This is a genomic window from Salinivibrio sp. VGrn1, from assembly GCF_009377995.1.
GTDB classification, from domain to species: domain Bacteria; phylum Pseudomonadota; class Gammaproteobacteria; order Enterobacterales; family Vibrionaceae; genus Salinivibrio; species Salinivibrio siamensis.
Genome location: NZ_SATA01000001.1, coordinates 39,467 through 53,603, shown reverse-complemented (window position 1 = coordinate 53,603; position 14,137 = coordinate 39,467). Strand labels below are relative to the sequence as shown.

Genomic DNA, 14,137 nt, shown 5'->3' with positions numbered 1-14,137 from the left:
AGCATACGCTTAATGCCACACCGCTAATGCATTGATAAATAGACACTCCTTTTCCTAACACCTTGTATGGCCACCAAAACACAATGGCAGCATGACTTCGTCAAATCGACGTCAAGAAAAAGGCATTATATTTCAGTGTGTAGCGATTAAACTCCATCCCCCACAGAGAATTGTCTTCATCGACTGATGGAAAATAAAACAAAGCAAGCTAGCCTAGTTTTGCAGGCAGAATTTTGTTGTTGCCCTAAGCGATTGAAGCTCACTCAATCACGATTCACATTGTCGCAATTAGGAACACAATTATGAACGCTTCAGATGCACAAAACCTGACATCTCAATTTGATACTTGGTTGAATAGCCACCAAAGTTTGGTCTCTAACCAACAGCAACTGCAGCACAGCGCGCTCTTTGCGGTACCACGCGATGGCGACAGCTCAGTATCTGGTCAGAATACCATCGGTGCCGGTAAAAATGCGCAAACGGAATCAGCGCAAGGTAAGAAATTGGATGATGCCATTAGCGCTGGCAATCACAGTGAAATTGTTCGCTTGCTCACCGAGTCTACCGGTAATGCGGTATCGAGCATTTTAGGCTTAGCTCAAAGCCGCACCGGCTGGAATCCGCTGGACCCAGATAATGACAAGAATGCCGAAGGGTTTCAGGAGTTTGTGAGCTCCATTCTTAAAGTGCCCTTTTTTAATGTCACCCAATCAGAGCGCACCACGGTGCATTACGAAGAAGAGAACTACAACTCTCTGATTGATAAAGTCGTTGGCCTCTATGACGGGATCACTGAGCAAGATGTTCCGCTGATTAAAAACAGTATTGTGAACCTTGCCAAGGCGTGTACTAGCCGAGTGAATACCCAAAACACCAAAACCTTGTTTGTCCAAAACACCATGAACGCGACTGGGACGGACATTGTCGTCGGTATTCAGCAAACCTTTATGATGATGGAGCGCAGTCACAGCTCAGGTAAAGGTGCGCCTAAAGATCAGTACAAAACTGAGATCACTGTGAATGTGATGGAACTGACCTTTAAAGGTGGGCTGTGGAATGAAAGTGCGGCGGAGAAGCTCGCCGATAAATTTGTGAAAAGCTGGGATGACTGGCTGGATGGCACCACAACACCCGCTTCACCGAGCGCGGATCAAATTCAGTTCTGCTTTGGTCCGGCACATCGCGCACGTCAAAAACAAGAAGCGGACGCGATTAAGTAATCATCCTCTGCTCCCTTCATTCAACGGGGGAGTATTGGCCCACTAACAAGCAGTGACGTAGCGGTACAATCAAAAACCGCTATGTTACTGTTCAAGCATACTACGTCGAGCTAAACGTGTTAATCGCCTGTTGTGTAGGCGTTATTAAAGCTTCCTCGGTAGACGTTTGCACTGTATACGTACCACTTTTCTTCAATTTGATGGCAAATATACAAAGCGCGAAATTCTATATCTTGGCTTGCCGTTCTAATGCGCCAACCAATAGTGACAGCGACCTGATCAGTATCCAAAGAGTGCTGGTTTAGTATGTTGAATTTTGCTTCTAGGTATCCGAAGCTAGCCATATCTTCACAATTTTTTGTCAGTTTTTTAGTCAGTGAAAGATTGTCACAAAAAACATTTACCCCATCTGAATCTGATATTGCACAAGGAAGCCGATATAGATCGGCGATTGCACGTGGATTGAGTGCATCCCATGCAGCATTATATTTTTTAAAAAGTTCTTCCATGTTTTTTACTCTGTCGCACAAAAAACGTCAATTAGATAGACACACGGCAAGGCTAAGTTTTTAATACGCCCACTCACGGTTTTGTAGTACCACACGATAACCGTCCAGATCTTCAAAGGTACGCCCGTCTTTATCCCAATAGCTATTGTAACTCGGCACAGGTTTAAACCCAGCGGCTTCAATTTGTTGACACGCAGTCTGCCATGCAGCGTGATCCGGCAAGTAAAAGACCAACAGGTTTTCCTGTGACGGTGCTGGACCGACATGGGTGCCGCGACGATGGGTAAATTCAAGGTGATAGTTATGATGTGGGTGACCAATAATGGCGCCATCAAAATCATTATGGCCAGAAAACGTCGCCAATAGCTCAAACCCCAGCCCATCGCAATACATGTTGGTAATGTCGGCCAAATTGTCGGTGGGTCGTGCCACCCGCATCACGGTGTCTTTATCAATCATTGTGCTGGCTCCTCCGGCTCGCAATTCAATGTTTGCATCATGGTGATAGAGTCTGGGGTAAACCCCAGCGCATGGTAAAACGCCTGCGCATCCTGATTAAACGTCATCACTTCTAGTTTAATCACAGTGGCATGATTGTCTTTCGCCCATTGGGTACAGGCCGCCATTAACGCTTTACCTGCACCGGTTCCTCGCGCATCACGGTCAACCACAATGGTATTCACATGACACATGGGATCGTCGACCAGATGAGGAATGTGTTCAAACGACTCCAGCCTTGCCGACAAAAAGCCAATCACTTTGTTTTGATGCTCTGCCACCCAAAAGTACTTATCCGCTTCTTGCAGCGCTTGCTGCAAAAACGCCCGACCGCTTGGGCCAGGCGTTGCAAACAGATGCGGCGCATGTTGATGGTGCATGTCACCAATTTGTACATTCAGGGCGAAGATGGCATCCAAGTCCTCAACCGAGGCACATCTCACTTGCATCCTTGTGTCCTTTAAATCCTTTTGTGTATTAGGCGATAAAAATCTGCCCTAATACATAACCGAGCGCACAAGCGCTCACCACGCCAATTAAGCCGACCGCCATAAATGAATGGTTGAAATACCATTTACCAATTTTGGTGGTGCCGGATGCATCGAAATTCACGGTCGCAATATCTGAAGGATAGTTGGGAATAAAGAAGTACCCATACACGGCCGGCATAATACCGATAAGCAGCGCAGGATCGAGCCCTAACCCAAGACCCACCGGCAACATCATCCGTGCGGTCGCGGCTTGCGAATTAACAACCACTGACACGATAAACAAGGCAAGTGCAAAAGACCACGGATATTGAGTGACCATCTCCACAATTCCCGACTTAAATTGCGGCATCGCGTATTGGAAGTAAGTGTCTGACATCCAAGCAATCCCGAAGATAGCAATGGCCGCCACCATCCCAGATTTAAACACCACGCCATTCGGCACATTACGCGGATCTGTTTTGGTCGCCAGTAAGATAATCCCGCCAAAGCAGAGCATCATCATTTGAATAACCACCGACATGCTGATGGCCTTACTCTCCCCTGCCACTGTGCGGATCTCTGGCCACATCGCGATAATCACAATGGTAACGATGGCACTGATGAACAATAACACCGCATTGCGCGCGGAATGGGGTAATACCTCATCTAACGAGGTCGCTGTAGTATTTTCGATTCGCTCACGCCATTCGGGGTCTTGTAAGCGCGCTTGGTAATCCGGATCGTCATCCAGCTCTTTGCCACGGCGCAAGCTGTACAGAGACATCAGCAAGGTACCAAACAAGGTGGCGGGGATAGTCACCAACAAAATCGAGACTAAAGTAATGTCATGTTGAATATCGGCAAGCTGGGCAAGGTAATAGACCACGGCTGCAGAGATCGGCGAGGCTGTAATCGCGATTTGAGAGGCAACCGACGCCGCCGCCATTGGGCGCTCCGGACGAATACCATTTTTCAGCGCGACATCACCGATAATCGGCATAATGGAATACACCGCGTGACCGGTCCCAAGCATAAAGGTCATGGCATAGGTGACAAACGGCGCAATCAAGGTGACGCGTTTTGGATTTTTACGCAATAATCGCTCGGCCACTTGCAGCATATACTTAAGGCCACCTGCCGCTTCCAAAATAGAGGCACAGGTGACGACCGCAAGAATAATCAGCATCACGGTCACAGGCGGTGACGTTGGCGGCATCTGGAAGATAAACACTTCAATGACCAAGCCAATCCCTGAGACCACGCCCAGCCCAATGCCCCCGTATCGGGAGCCGATATACAGCATTAGCAGTAAGAACAAGAACTCTAAATACAACATACCCTCACCTCTCTACCCGACTACGCAGGCTGTTTTTGTTATGCGTTTAGCCTAGAACTTGTGTCATGCCTGCCAAGTGGTGCCAATAGCCGTTGCAATCGTGGTTGAGCGGTTGCGGGTTATTGCCTGCTTGGTTAGCACGGAATTTGTCTACCCAGTGCAAGGTGTCAAGCGACAGTGGACTTAACCGCACCACATCCACCAGCCCTTGCATCGACGGTAAATCGTTAATGAGATTGGTGCACTGCCCGGACTGGGTTTGAATGCCGTTCAGCACAAATACGGCCTGACCCTCTTGGGATTCCGTTAACCGCCCATTGGGATAGTTGATACAGCACAGTTCGCAGTCATCTTTGGCGCGGTTTTCTGAGCGCGCGGTAAAACAGCGTGCTGAATAAGCCAGTGGTAAGTAACCATAGCCAGTCACCTCCACCTCAAACCGGTCGCGAATACCCAGTGCATCGCAGCCGTTTAACATATTCACCAGCCAGTCGCGCGAAAGTTCCACCGGCATCACCCAGCGCGTCATGCCAAGGTCAACAAATTGCTTTAATGTTTGCGGGTTATAGCAATTGATGGCGGCCCCCACCACAAAGGGCTGCCGACGCTCACTTAAAAACTGCACCGCGCTCACGTCATTCGCTTCAATGCGAATATCATCATTGTCACAGTAGCGTTTTAGCATGCTCAGCTCTGAGGGCGCTTCAATCAGCGCCATGGTCGAGAGCACCACTTGTTTACCAGACTCGGCCAGCTCACGTGCAAGCCCGATCCAGTCTTTGGTTTTCAGCTCTCGCCGCTTGGCACAGACAGTTTCACCGAGATAGATCACATCGGCTTGGCTATCAGCCGCTGCTTGATAAAAGGCTTCAACCTCAGACTTGGGCCAGTAATACAGGATCGGCCCGAGAGAAAATTGCATCATAATTCCTTATTGCCACTTGCGATGGTAAGCACCCAAACTGGTTTGCACCCCTTCAGAAAGACTATCGAGCGAGTGCGCCCAATCCGGCGCAATATCAAACGCCTCGGGGTTTGCGATACAGCGATCAATCGCTTGACGCCATACCCGTGCAACTTGCTCCACATACGCCGGGCTGCGCTGACGACCTTCGATTTTGACCGATTTGATCCCGGCGCGATAAAGCTCAGGCAGGACACTTAAGGTGTTCAAACTGGTGGGTTCTTCCAGTGCGTGATAGCGATTACCGTCGACACAAAAACGACCTTTGCAAAGGGTGGGATACCCCGCTTTTTCATCAGCTTGGTACCGATCAATCAAGACCCCGTTTAAGCGCGACTCCAGCCCTTGCTCAGTATCTTGCCAGCGCACGAATGCCGCCGGTGAGCAAGCGCCCACGGTATTGGGCGATTGGCCGGTAAGATAAGACGATAAATAGCAGCGCCCTTCGGCCATAATGCACAAGCTGCCAAAGGCAAATACCTCTAAGTCGACATCGGTATCGCGTGCTAGTTGTTTAACCTGATGAATAGACAGCACCCGCGGCAATACTGCTCGCTTAACGCCATATTGCTGCTGATAAAAGCGGATCGCCCCAGCGTTAGTGGCGGATGCTTGAACAGAAAGGTGTATATCCAAATCGGGGTAGGTACTGGCGGCGTAATCTAAACAGGCCATATCGGCAAGGATCAGCGCATCGGCACCATTACCGGCGGCGCTATCAATCGCATATTGCCAGCGACGCCAACCATCAGGATGGGCAAAGGTATTAATGGCAACGTGCAAGTCTTTGCCGTGGTCATGTACATACTGACTGGCACGCTGCAATTTGCTGTCGGTAAAGTTCAGCCCCGCAAAATGGCGCGCATTGGTGTCATCTTTTAAGCCGACATACACCGCATCGGCGCCATGTTCGATCGCTTTTTTAACCGCCGGAATATTGCCCGCCGGACAAAGGAGCTCCATAACATTGCATTCCATTTTATGATTGTCCGGCTAAGATAAGGGCGTTGCCAATGTGGGGGGTTGATGTGTATCAAGCTCACTTCTCCATGATGATAAAAATCGCGATAAATGACGCTGTTGGCACAAAAACTCCTCTCATTTTTGACTCGGATCCAATGGCGGAGCATTCAACCTCGCTACTCTAGTGGCATTCAACCATTGGCACCAAAGGAAAGCCAAATGCTCGTAAACCCAATCACCCAACAACCCCTTGCCCTGCCACTGCCTCAGCCAGCTCTGATTACACCAGGGCTAAAAGCCATCACTCAGTTACCACATGGGCTGCAAGCTCAGGTGCTGACCAAAGTCATGAATACCGCTTTTGCGGTGCCGCTGGCAGAGGACGAGTTCGACTTTCTTGCTGGCCGTACCATTCGCATTGGCTTGCGCGATCTCAACGCCAATTGGTTCGTGTCGCTGAACGAAGACAACCAATTATTGGTGCGCTTGTCTGGGGAGGAAGACGCCAGTATCGAGGGAGATTGGTTAGCGTTTTTGAAAATGGCGACTCACTATTGCGATCCGGATACGCTGTTTTTCCAGCGCCAACTCAGTATAAGTGGTGATACCGAACTTGGGCTGCATGTGAAAAACCTGCTTGATAGCCTCGAAATCGATACCCTACCCAAACCACTGGCACGCTCACTGACGTTAAGCCATCACTACCTCACTAAACTCGCGTTGTAGAGGCTTAGTTATTCGATAAGGCACACACCATCGCCAACGGATTGGCGTGGCTTACTAATCCAAGCTCATTGCCCAGCGTGCTCACCCGCCAACCAAGGTTGCGTGAGTGAGACCGTCTGGGTATCAACATCGTACGCCATTCGCTACGCCTTTCGTAACCCGTTAATCGGTTACGTCCAGAAAATAGTACTGGCTAACGTCGCAAATAAAACCAAAAGATTCAAAAAGATGATGAGCGGCATGGTTGCTCTGATGGGTTTGTAGCAGTAAGCAAGCGGCTTGGCGGGCACGAGCCTCCTTGAGAGCGTGCGAGACTAATGCCCGTGCGATACCTTGTCGCCGTGAGTCTGGCTGCACGTACAAATCGTTAATAATTAAGCCACGGCGCGCCCTCGCGAGCGAATACAAAGGCGTTAGGTGGACAAATCCCACCATGGAGGATTGGCGAGAAGCGGTCAGTATGCACGTGTCTTGCTCACACAACCGTTGCTCGGTAAACGCCCTTGTTTGACTGAGCGGCGGACGAATCGCGAGCCAGCGCTGGTATTGGCCGAATAACACGGTGAGGGCGTCTAGATCATTTAACTCCGCTTTCGCTATATGCAACATTCTTTCTCTACCGCAGCGCTATGGTTACTTTTCAGTGTAAGCGCCATCACGACGTTCTGCTGCCAACACCTCAACAGACGAGCATAGAGAGCAAAATATATTTCTTCACACTACGTTGAAATCGCCTACAGTATTTGTGTTGATATAAACACCAACATAAAAAGTTATAGTGCATAAGGTAATATAAATAAGGCGGCTAAACGCCGCCTCAGTATATGCCGATCCCTGCACGGATATAGGATCGTTTGGCTAAGTCCGTATTGTGTCGTGTTCTTATTACGCTATTGAGCGGGTGCGATACCACTTTACTGTAACAGGCGCGAGCTCTTTTAACGCGTTACGCACCATGATAAATGGTACTTTGATGAAGTAGAACGACATCAATACCATCATCATAGGATCTGCATAAACCGCATAATCCGACCAAGGTGAATGCGCCACTAACCAAGCACCTAAAAAGCCTAAGGTGACCGCCAGACTTAACAAGGTATCCATTTGCCACTGGCGCGATTCCGCCTCCACCAACTGGCTTTGCCCTGCTTGGTTTTTGCGTGCAATCATCCACCATCCGTAACCACAACCCACCACGTTGACAATACCAAACAGCACCGCCAATGACGGGTTAACCGCACGTCCGCCTTCGACCAAGGAGGAGACCGCTTCATACAGAGAATAACTCACCAATAGCATAATCACGGCGCCTTTAATGGCGACAACAAGCGGTGTCAGCAGCGCACGTGTGATCGGCCTTGCGTAACGCGAGTGGATATACCACGACGCGCCCAGTGACAACAAAGTTAACACTAGACTAATCAACGAGTAGATACCGTCGAACATAATCACTAAAGAGCCAGCAATCCATCCAACGGCAAGGCCGGCGATGGCAAACCCCAATGCGAGAAGGGCCGAAAACACTAATACTGACTTTTCATTGATCACGTTTTGAGAAGACATAAAACACCAAAAGTAGAAAACACGCACATATTCTTGGTGCTACTGCGCCGCTTTACAAACACGAACTTGCTGACATTTTCACCACCCTGCTGCGGGAAAAATTAAAGGCGTTTTATTTCAATAGTTTATGCATAAAAATAACTGTCAATATTTCTGACAGTGAGTGTTCTAAACAAATTTTAGTTATGAGATAGCGCTAAATCGCATTTTGCTTGCATATAACTTTTACGCATACTAAATCTAAATTTAGATTCTTTATGGACTAAGAAGATGAGAAAAGGCGTGTTACTCGCGGCAATTAGCTTGCAGCTTTTCCTCGCGATAACCAGCACAGGATGGTGGCAGTTTGGTGCGGCACTCAGTGCGTTTCTGTTGGTCGCGGTATTACGTTTGCCTCAGGACACGCCGCATGAGTGAACCTGAGGCAACGACGGAGGCTAGGCCGCTAGCAGCAGCCAAGCAAGCGATGTACAGGAGATAATCACCCACAGCGCGACACCAAACAATAAGGGTTTGGGGCCTGCCGTGCGTAGCTGGGTGACAGAAATACTGCAGCCGATTAAGAATAAACACACCACTAATACTTGCTTTGAGATGGCGAAAATCACCTCATAGATGGGTTGCGCTTGGACAAAGACATCACTGATACCAATCGCTAGACAATAAAAAACGATAAAGTAAGGGATCGTGATTTTTTTAGCGTGGCTGCGAAACATGAGTGCGCTGACAAACGCCACTGGCACAATCCATAATGCGCGCGCAAGTTTGAGGGTGGTCGCAGTGGTTAGTGCTTGCTCACCATAAGCGGACGCCGCGCCCACCACCGATGATGTATCATGAATCGCGATCGCCGCCCAGGTTCCAAACGTGTGCTGATCTAAGCCCAGCGCATGCCCAACCATAGGAAACACAAACAGCGCCAATGAATTCAACACAAACACCGTGCCTAACGCGAGACCAATTTGTTTATCATCCGCATTGATAGCGGGCGAGACAGCTGCGATTGCACTGCCGCCACAAATGGCAGTGCCTGAGGCAATCAGGTGACCCGTCTTTTTATCCAGCCCCATAAGTTTGCCCAGTAATGTGCCAAAAATCAGCGTGCCTGCAATGGTGGCAATAATCAGCCCTATCCCATCGCCTGTCACGGCGAGCGCCTCGTGCAGCGGGATACCAAACCCCAGACCCACAATCGAATAAGCCAGTAACTTTTTGGTGATTTTCGTGAGCGGAATTGCACTTGGCACCCAGCCTAGGGAGGTCAGCAAAAAACCCAATACCAATGCAATCGGCGAGCTCACCCAAGGGGTTAAACAGGCTAACACAGCCAATGAAAAAGGAAGATAACGCGTGTATGCGGTCATAATGATGCTCGGTGAAATTCAGTGACAACATTGTAGCGCTCAGTGATTGTTCAGAAAATCTTAAACTTTTTAACCTAGGTTAAGTTTTGCTTAACATGTATTGCAAGGCATTGAAAAACAATCATCGAGGCGCACATTTAGAAATCAAACAAGTAATTGGTAATGCTATCACTCAGCCATTGGATCCCAGGATGCTCGGCCATCCCTGAGGCGGTGAATAGGCAGTAGTCTTCTTGGGTTAAGCCATAGGTGTGTTTGATCACCGCTAAGCGCTGTTCTCGTAAGTATTGCCGGATCAGCGGCTCAGGCAACACGCCCCACGCTTCTTCTTGTAAGATGGTATTGAGCATATATTCAAAGCTCGAAAAGCCAATATAACGGCGTGAGAAAGGCTGTAGCTCGGGATTGTCTTTTTCATTGAGATAGACCATTACCGCTTGCATGGCATTACGCAGTTGATCATCACTGACCCGACGCAGTCGACTCAACGGGTGCTCGCTGTTGCACACCGACATCATGCGAATTTTACCCAACGGCTGATAGTTGATGCGCGGATCGTCAATGCGCTCGTAGTCCACGCCAAACGCAAAGTCGACTTGTTGGGTTTCAACCAAATTGGCCAAATCACCGCTCGAGGCCAAGACTAGGTTGAAGGACGTCGCCGTAAAGCGCTTATTGAGCTGATGCGCCCAGTCCTGCCAAAGCTGATCGGGGATCGCATCATCACGCGCGATCCACACTTCGGCATTAAAGCCCGCGTTCGCTTGCTCGCACGTACGACGAATGCGGGCCGCGGTGACCGATATACTCTCGAAATCTTTGTAAACGGCTTTGCCGATTTCCGACAGTGTCAGACGGTTACCGGTGCGATAGAACAATTCAGCGTTAAGTGATTGCTCGAGCGCTTTAATCGCCATACTCAATCGTGAACGATTCACATCCAGCTGACGTGCAGCTTCAGACACTGAGCCAGTCTCTGCGACTGCACAAAACGCATCAATTTGGGTTAGATTCATGCCGCCCTCCTCACGCTATCCTACCGGAGCGCGGCAAAGACACAAAGCGCTATTACCGCTTGTCAGCATGCTTAAACTATCGGCGATTATGCAATTATTCGTAGCGACTTATTGCATATCAGAAGACGCTAAGCTCTCTGTGCTTGAGGCTAGACAGAATAAGAATCGTTTATTTGTGATAGAAGATAGATAGGGATAACGAGAGTGCTATGGTGCCCCGGGCCGGACTTGAACCGGCACAGCGCGAACGCCGAGGGATTTTAAATCCCTTGTGTCTACCAATTCCACCACCAGGGCAACGCAGATATGCGTGGTAGCACCATGGTCCGCAGACTGCGCTGCGAACGAAGGTGTACTTTAATGAAATTTAACCCGAGGTCAATAGCCCTTTTATTCTTTTTGACTCAAGTGGTTGAAAAGCAGGCAGAACGATAGAGGTGAATCATGCTGCACATGCGCCTTTAAAGTTCCGCCAAAACCCCCTTTACAAAAGGAGCTTTTTGCTTGACATAGGCATCTTGATCACGCACACCTTGAGCGAGTATGGCGCGCTTTTTGTTTTCATATTCAATGCGTACACTAGGGTTATCGAGCAAATACTGTTTGTACGCCATTTGGCGATGATGCTCATCACTGTCTTTTTCAATCACGTGAGCATGAATCAAAAACCGCTCACCTTGATAGGTTACAGAGGCGTCTTTACGAGGGCGGTGTTCGGGAAACGGCTGCTTACTGTGCTGATCTTGAAAGCCTAGCGCGTAAAGATGGGTAATCGCGTTTTCTCGCTCTCCTGGGAAATAAAGAATAGATAAATCAATGATCCCTTTGCCACCGACTTTGGCTGATGTTGAACCAAAATGCAGTACCTCAATAGGAGGTGTCGAGATATGGTCAGACAGGGCTTGGGCAACGTCTAAGTAAATAGGACGCCAAGGAGAGAAACTGGCGTCAACTAATTGGTAGGGCTCGAGTGTGATCATGTGGCACCTAAGGTAAAAAAGAATGCTGGTAAACACGAGTGAGTCGGCATGAGCGACACATTGACTCAAGTTAGTTGGCTATCGTACCAGCAGTTCCCATGCAAACAAATCACACCACCTTACTAGACGCCTTCCGCAAGCTTAGGGTTAGAACCGTATTGATTGTTATTTTGATCCCCTTCCAATGCACAAAGCACTAGCAGCGCAATCATCCCGATAATAGGAATGAATGAAATCAGCAGCCACCATGCAGAACGTCCAGTGTCATGCAAGCGCCTTGATGTAACGGCTAAGGTTGGCAGTAGTACCGCCAATGAGTACACAATGCTCAGCAACACCAGCCCCGTCGCTTCAGCGACAATATTTAGCGCCAAGGAGATGCAAAAGTTAACCAGAAAGAACATCCAATACTCTCGACGATGGGCGCGCCCTGAAAAAGTGACATAATTGCGCAGCACTTTTAAATACCATTCCATACGTAACCCTATTTTTAGTTGAAAGAAGTGTTCGCACGTATCATAGAACGGACTATCGAGTCAGTACTATTTCAGTGATAAGACATCCGACCGCTTTATCATCAGCTTGAGAAGCTTATCACTGATTGACTGCATTTGTACCCCAGAGCGCGATTTACCCAAACCAGTGTTGCTCACCAAAATGCGCTGGCCACCTTATGTGATTTGATTGCAAAGCAGATAAAAAAAAGCTGAGCGCTAGGCTCAGCTAAAAGACAGTATCAAAAAAGACCTTATTTAATGGAAAAAGGAATCGCTAAGGTTAACTTAAAGTCATCTTCGTCTTGGAATAGATTGGTATACCCTTTCCAGCTCGGCGCATCGGTATCGTTAAAGTACTGCGTGAAGTAGAAGCTTACTTTCGCATCTTTAAGTGCACCCGTTTGAATGGCGTAATTCGCAAACAGGCTATAAGAGTATTCTTTTAGATCATCGTATCCCTTGGCGGATGAGCCAAAGCCATAAGCGCCGTTAAAGCCTGCACTAAAGCCTTTTGCACCAATATCCGAGAAATCACGCGATAACGACCCAAATACCGCCAGTTCTTCATCGTGGTTAAAGTCCGAACGGTTATTCCACCAAATGTCATAGGTACCGTTCGAGCCACCATATTGACTCGTCAAACGATACGCTAAGTTTTGCACCTTGGCAGGATCGCCGGAGTCGGCTTCGGTATAGGTGGCTTCTGCTCGATATGAATACTGCCCTGATGACATACTGGTAAGCATAGCTAGCTGGAATGCCGTGCTATCATATTGCTCATCATCATCGACCACATAAAGTTGCGGCGACCAATACACGCCACCCTCAGTGGTGCCTTTGACTTTGAGATGGGCATTCCAACGGTCACCGTCACTTAAAGCCCCATAAGCCGCATCGATAGAAACATCATTATCCAATGTATACCGCGCCCCTAACGAATAGGCGGTACCAGCGTCTTCACCATCGGTCGTTTGAAATTCATAGGTTTCTTTAAACCAAGGCGCTTTATAGCGCTCGGAGACCACAAGGCCCAGATCAAGATTATCGACACTCAGACCTAACTCCCCACCCACATGAGTGCCCGGCGCAAACGACCAGTTAATACCAATCGTGCTTGGTACTGAAGGCTGAAAATAACCCAGCTTCGCCGTTACGTTTTCGCCAAATTTAAACTTAGCCGCCGCAGTAGCCAGAGAGACACCATTGTCCGTACATTCTTCGTCCCATGCGCCCGTGCATTCGCTATCATCTGGCTCTTTATCAAAGGGGTTATTCACGCCCCAAAAGTTCATTTCGTGGTCCGGGCTACCGTTTTGCCACATATCAAAGGTACTAAAGGCCATCAAATCAAGTCCAACCACTTCCGCAGCATAGCCTGAGTTAAAGGCAAGATTTGCGTAGATAGAGCCATGGTCAAGGTTGGTTTCTTTGGCCGTATCGTTGCCGTTGGCATCTGTCCCTGCGCGGTCACGGGATCGCATCCAAAAATTGAGATTCCCACTTAAGGTAGATTCAGTAAAAAAAGGTGATGTCTCTGAGGATAATGTTTGTGACATTGCTGGCGCCGCCACCACCGCACTAAAAACAGCTGCAGCTAATGTCGATACGCTAAACATTTTATTCATGAAAGACTCCTGCTATCTGCAAGATACGGGCTTTGCCTCGTTGATTTATTAAGTTTTATCGAGTGCAAAACCGATTTGAAAGCTGAGAAACGTATTTCAGCTTTCCCCCGCTGCTTACACATTTCGTGTAACCACACCTTCAGACTAATTACGCAAAGAAAAATATCAATCACGACTTAATTTTTAATGCGAATAATATGAACTAGAGCATGTTTTTGACCGTTTTATGACATAGATCTTATCCACTAAAAAAACAAAAACCCTTAAAAACAACACCTTAAATAAAAACCCAAAAGTCACAGTCCCCGCAGGCAAGTACTTTCATGCAAATAATATGAAATAAATATCATAAAAAATGGATAGAAAATCACGTCAAAAACGGCAAAAGTCGCCAACCTTATTTTTC

General features: G+C 48.2%; 15 protein-coding genes, 1 tRNA gene and 1 pseudogene. 3 read left to right on the top strand and 14 right to left on the bottom strand.

What is annotated here, in order from left to right:
* The first annotated feature begins 302 nt into the window (after positions 1-302).
* The gene (locus EHW56_RS00255) at positions 303-1,220 is read left to right on the top strand and encodes a hypothetical protein (RefSeq protein WP_046073402.1); all 918 of its coding nucleotides are present in this window, start codon (positions 303-305) and stop codon (positions 1,218-1,220) included.
* A 119-nt stretch (positions 1,221-1,339) separates the two neighbouring features.
* Here EHW56_RS00255 and EHW56_RS00250 read toward each other — a convergent pair whose 3' ends face one another.
* The 6 genes from EHW56_RS00250 to EHW56_RS00225 are packed head-to-tail and all read right to left on the bottom strand — an operon-like array spanning position 1,340 to position 5,960.
* On the bottom strand, positions 1,340-1,729 hold the full coding sequence (locus EHW56_RS00250; protein WP_152799852.1) for a hypothetical protein: 390 nt from the start codon (positions 1,727-1,729) through the stop codon (positions 1,340-1,342).
* A 60-nt stretch (positions 1,730-1,789) separates the two neighbouring features.
* A complete protein-coding gene (locus tag EHW56_RS00245) occupies positions 1,790-2,188 on the bottom strand; it encodes a VOC family protein (RefSeq protein WP_152799850.1) in 399 nt (132 codons plus the stop codon).
* Positions 2,185-2,676, bottom strand: coding sequence for a GNAT family N-acetyltransferase (locus tag EHW56_RS00240; protein WP_077638970.1), 492 nt, complete (start codon positions 2,674-2,676; stop codon positions 2,185-2,187). The genes EHW56_RS00245 and EHW56_RS00240 overlap by 4 nt, the downstream gene beginning before the upstream one ends.
* A gap of 28 nt (positions 2,677-2,704) precedes the next feature.
* Positions 2,705-4,033 carry an anaerobic C4-dicarboxylate transporter gene (locus tag EHW56_RS00235; RefSeq protein ID WP_152799848.1) on the bottom strand — a complete coding sequence of 443 codons (1,329 nt, stop codon included), beginning with the start codon at positions 4,031-4,033 and terminating at the stop codon, positions 2,705-2,707.
* Positions 4,034-4,079: 46 nt separating this feature from the next.
* Positions 4,080-4,955, bottom strand: coding sequence for a U32 family peptidase (locus EHW56_RS00230; protein ID WP_077638968.1), 876 nt, complete (start codon positions 4,953-4,955; stop codon positions 4,080-4,082).
* Positions 4,956-4,964: 9 nt separating this feature from the next.
* Positions 4,965-5,960 carry a peptidase U32 family protein gene (locus EHW56_RS00225; protein ID WP_152799846.1) on the bottom strand — a complete coding sequence of 332 codons (996 nt, stop codon included), beginning with the start codon at positions 5,958-5,960 and terminating at the stop codon, positions 4,965-4,967.
* A gap of 219 nt (positions 5,961-6,179) precedes the next feature.
* Between EHW56_RS00225 and EHW56_RS00220 the strand changes: the two genes are divergently transcribed.
* Positions 6,180-6,686 (top strand): SCP2 domain-containing protein, encoded by a 507-nt coding sequence (locus EHW56_RS00220; RefSeq protein ID WP_172970042.1) that lies wholly within the window; start codon positions 6,180-6,182, stop codon positions 6,684-6,686.
* A 162-nt stretch (positions 6,687-6,848) separates the two neighbouring features.
* Here EHW56_RS00220 and EHW56_RS00215 read toward each other — a convergent pair whose 3' ends face one another.
* Positions 6,849-7,295, bottom strand: a complete 447-nt coding sequence (locus EHW56_RS00215; RefSeq protein WP_152796729.1) for a GNAT family N-acetyltransferase — start codon at positions 7,293-7,295, stop codon at positions 6,849-6,851.
* A gap of 321 nt (positions 7,296-7,616) precedes the next feature.
* A pseudogene (locus EHW56_RS00210) lies at positions 7,617-8,249 on the bottom strand (cation transporter); the annotation flags it as partial.
* Positions 8,250-8,519: 270 nt separating this feature from the next.
* On the opposite strand from EHW56_RS00210, the gene EHW56_RS15260 reads away from it, so the two are divergent.
* Entirely contained in the window at positions 8,520-8,666 is a 147-nt protein-coding gene (locus EHW56_RS15260; RefSeq protein WP_155522538.1) for a hypothetical protein, read from the top strand.
* A 20-nt stretch (positions 8,667-8,686) separates the two neighbouring features.
* On the opposite strand, the gene EHW56_RS00205 is transcribed toward EHW56_RS15260, so the two are convergent.
* The 6 genes from EHW56_RS00205 to EHW56_RS00180 all read right to left on the bottom strand — a co-directional run bounded on the left by EHW56_RS00205 (position 8,687) and on the right by EHW56_RS00180 (position 13,731).
* Positions 8,687-9,613 carry a YeiH family protein gene (locus EHW56_RS00205; RefSeq protein WP_152799844.1) on the bottom strand — a complete coding sequence of 309 codons (927 nt, stop codon included), beginning with the start codon at positions 9,611-9,613 and terminating at the stop codon, positions 8,687-8,689.
* Between the two features lie 137 nt (positions 9,614-9,750).
* The gene (locus EHW56_RS00200) at positions 9,751-10,629 is read right to left on the bottom strand and encodes a LysR family transcriptional regulator (protein WP_069590163.1); all 879 of its coding nucleotides are present in this window, start codon (positions 10,627-10,629) and stop codon (positions 9,751-9,753) included.
* A 210-nt stretch (positions 10,630-10,839) separates the two neighbouring features.
* Positions 10,840-10,926 (bottom strand) — tRNA-Leu (locus EHW56_RS00195).
* A gap of 164 nt (positions 10,927-11,090) precedes the next feature.
* Positions 11,091-11,609, bottom strand: a complete 519-nt coding sequence (locus EHW56_RS00190; RefSeq protein WP_152799843.1) for a GrpB family protein — start codon at positions 11,607-11,609, stop codon at positions 11,091-11,093.
* A 122-nt stretch (positions 11,610-11,731) separates the two neighbouring features.
* Positions 11,732-12,085 carry a DUF805 domain-containing protein gene (locus tag EHW56_RS00185; RefSeq protein ID WP_046073416.1) on the bottom strand — a complete coding sequence of 118 codons (354 nt, stop codon included), beginning with the start codon at positions 12,083-12,085 and terminating at the stop codon, positions 11,732-11,734.
* 272 nt (positions 12,086-12,357) lie between these two features.
* Entirely contained in the window at positions 12,358-13,731 is a 1,374-nt protein-coding gene (locus EHW56_RS00180) for a multidrug transporter (RefSeq protein ID WP_152799841.1), read from the bottom strand.
* Positions 13,732-14,137: the final 406 nt, after the last annotated feature.

What these genes read in the sequence shown, in the direction of transcription:
- EHW56_RS00230 (WP_077638968.1), bottom strand. Translation starts at nt 4,955, where the DNA reads ATGCAATTTTCTCTCGGGCCGATCCTGTATTACTGGCCCAAGTCTGAG.
- EHW56_RS00180 (WP_152799841.1), bottom strand. Translation starts at nt 13,731, where the DNA reads ATGAATAAAATGTTTAGCGTATCGACATTAGCTGCAGCTGTTTTTAGT.
- EHW56_RS00215 (WP_152796729.1), bottom strand. Translation starts at nt 7,295, where the DNA reads ATGTTGCATATAGCGAAAGCGGAGTTAAATGATCTAGACGCCCTCACC.
- EHW56_RS00250 (WP_152799852.1), bottom strand. Translation starts at nt 1,729, where the DNA reads ATGGAAGAACTTTTTAAAAAATATAATGCTGCATGGGATGCACTCAAT.
- EHW56_RS00185 (WP_046073416.1), bottom strand. Translation starts at nt 12,085, where the DNA reads ATGGAATGGTATTTAAAAGTGCTGCGCAATTATGTCACTTTTTCAGGG.
- EHW56_RS00255 (WP_046073402.1), top strand. Translation starts at nt 303, where the DNA reads ATGAACGCTTCAGATGCACAAAACCTGACATCTCAATTTGATACTTGG.
- EHW56_RS00205 (WP_152799844.1), bottom strand. Translation starts at nt 9,613, where the DNA reads ATGACCGCATACACGCGTTATCTTCCTTTTTCATTGGCTGTGTTAGCC.
- EHW56_RS00220 (WP_172970042.1), top strand. Translation starts at nt 6,180, where the DNA reads ATGCTCGTAAACCCAATCACCCAACAACCCCTTGCCCTGCCACTGCCT.
- EHW56_RS00245 (WP_152799850.1), bottom strand. Translation starts at nt 2,188, where the DNA reads ATGATTGATAAAGACACCGTGATGCGGGTGGCACGACCCACCGACAAT.
- EHW56_RS00235 (WP_152799848.1), bottom strand. Translation starts at nt 4,033, where the DNA reads ATGTTGTATTTAGAGTTCTTGTTCTTACTGCTAATGCTGTATATCGGC.
- EHW56_RS00225 (WP_152799846.1), bottom strand. Translation starts at nt 5,960, where the DNA reads ATGGAGCTCCTTTGTCCGGCGGGCAATATTCCGGCGGTTAAAAAAGCG.
- EHW56_RS00200 (WP_069590163.1), bottom strand. Translation starts at nt 10,629, where the DNA reads ATGAATCTAACCCAAATTGATGCGTTTTGTGCAGTCGCAGAGACTGGC.
- EHW56_RS15260 (WP_155522538.1), top strand. Translation starts at nt 8,520, where the DNA reads ATGAGAAAAGGCGTGTTACTCGCGGCAATTAGCTTGCAGCTTTTCCTC.
- EHW56_RS00190 (WP_152799843.1), bottom strand. Translation starts at nt 11,609, where the DNA reads ATGATCACACTCGAGCCCTACCAATTAGTTGACGCCAGTTTCTCTCCT.
- EHW56_RS00240 (WP_077638970.1), bottom strand. Translation starts at nt 2,676, where the DNA reads ATGCAAGTGAGATGTGCCTCGGTTGAGGACTTGGATGCCATCTTCGCC.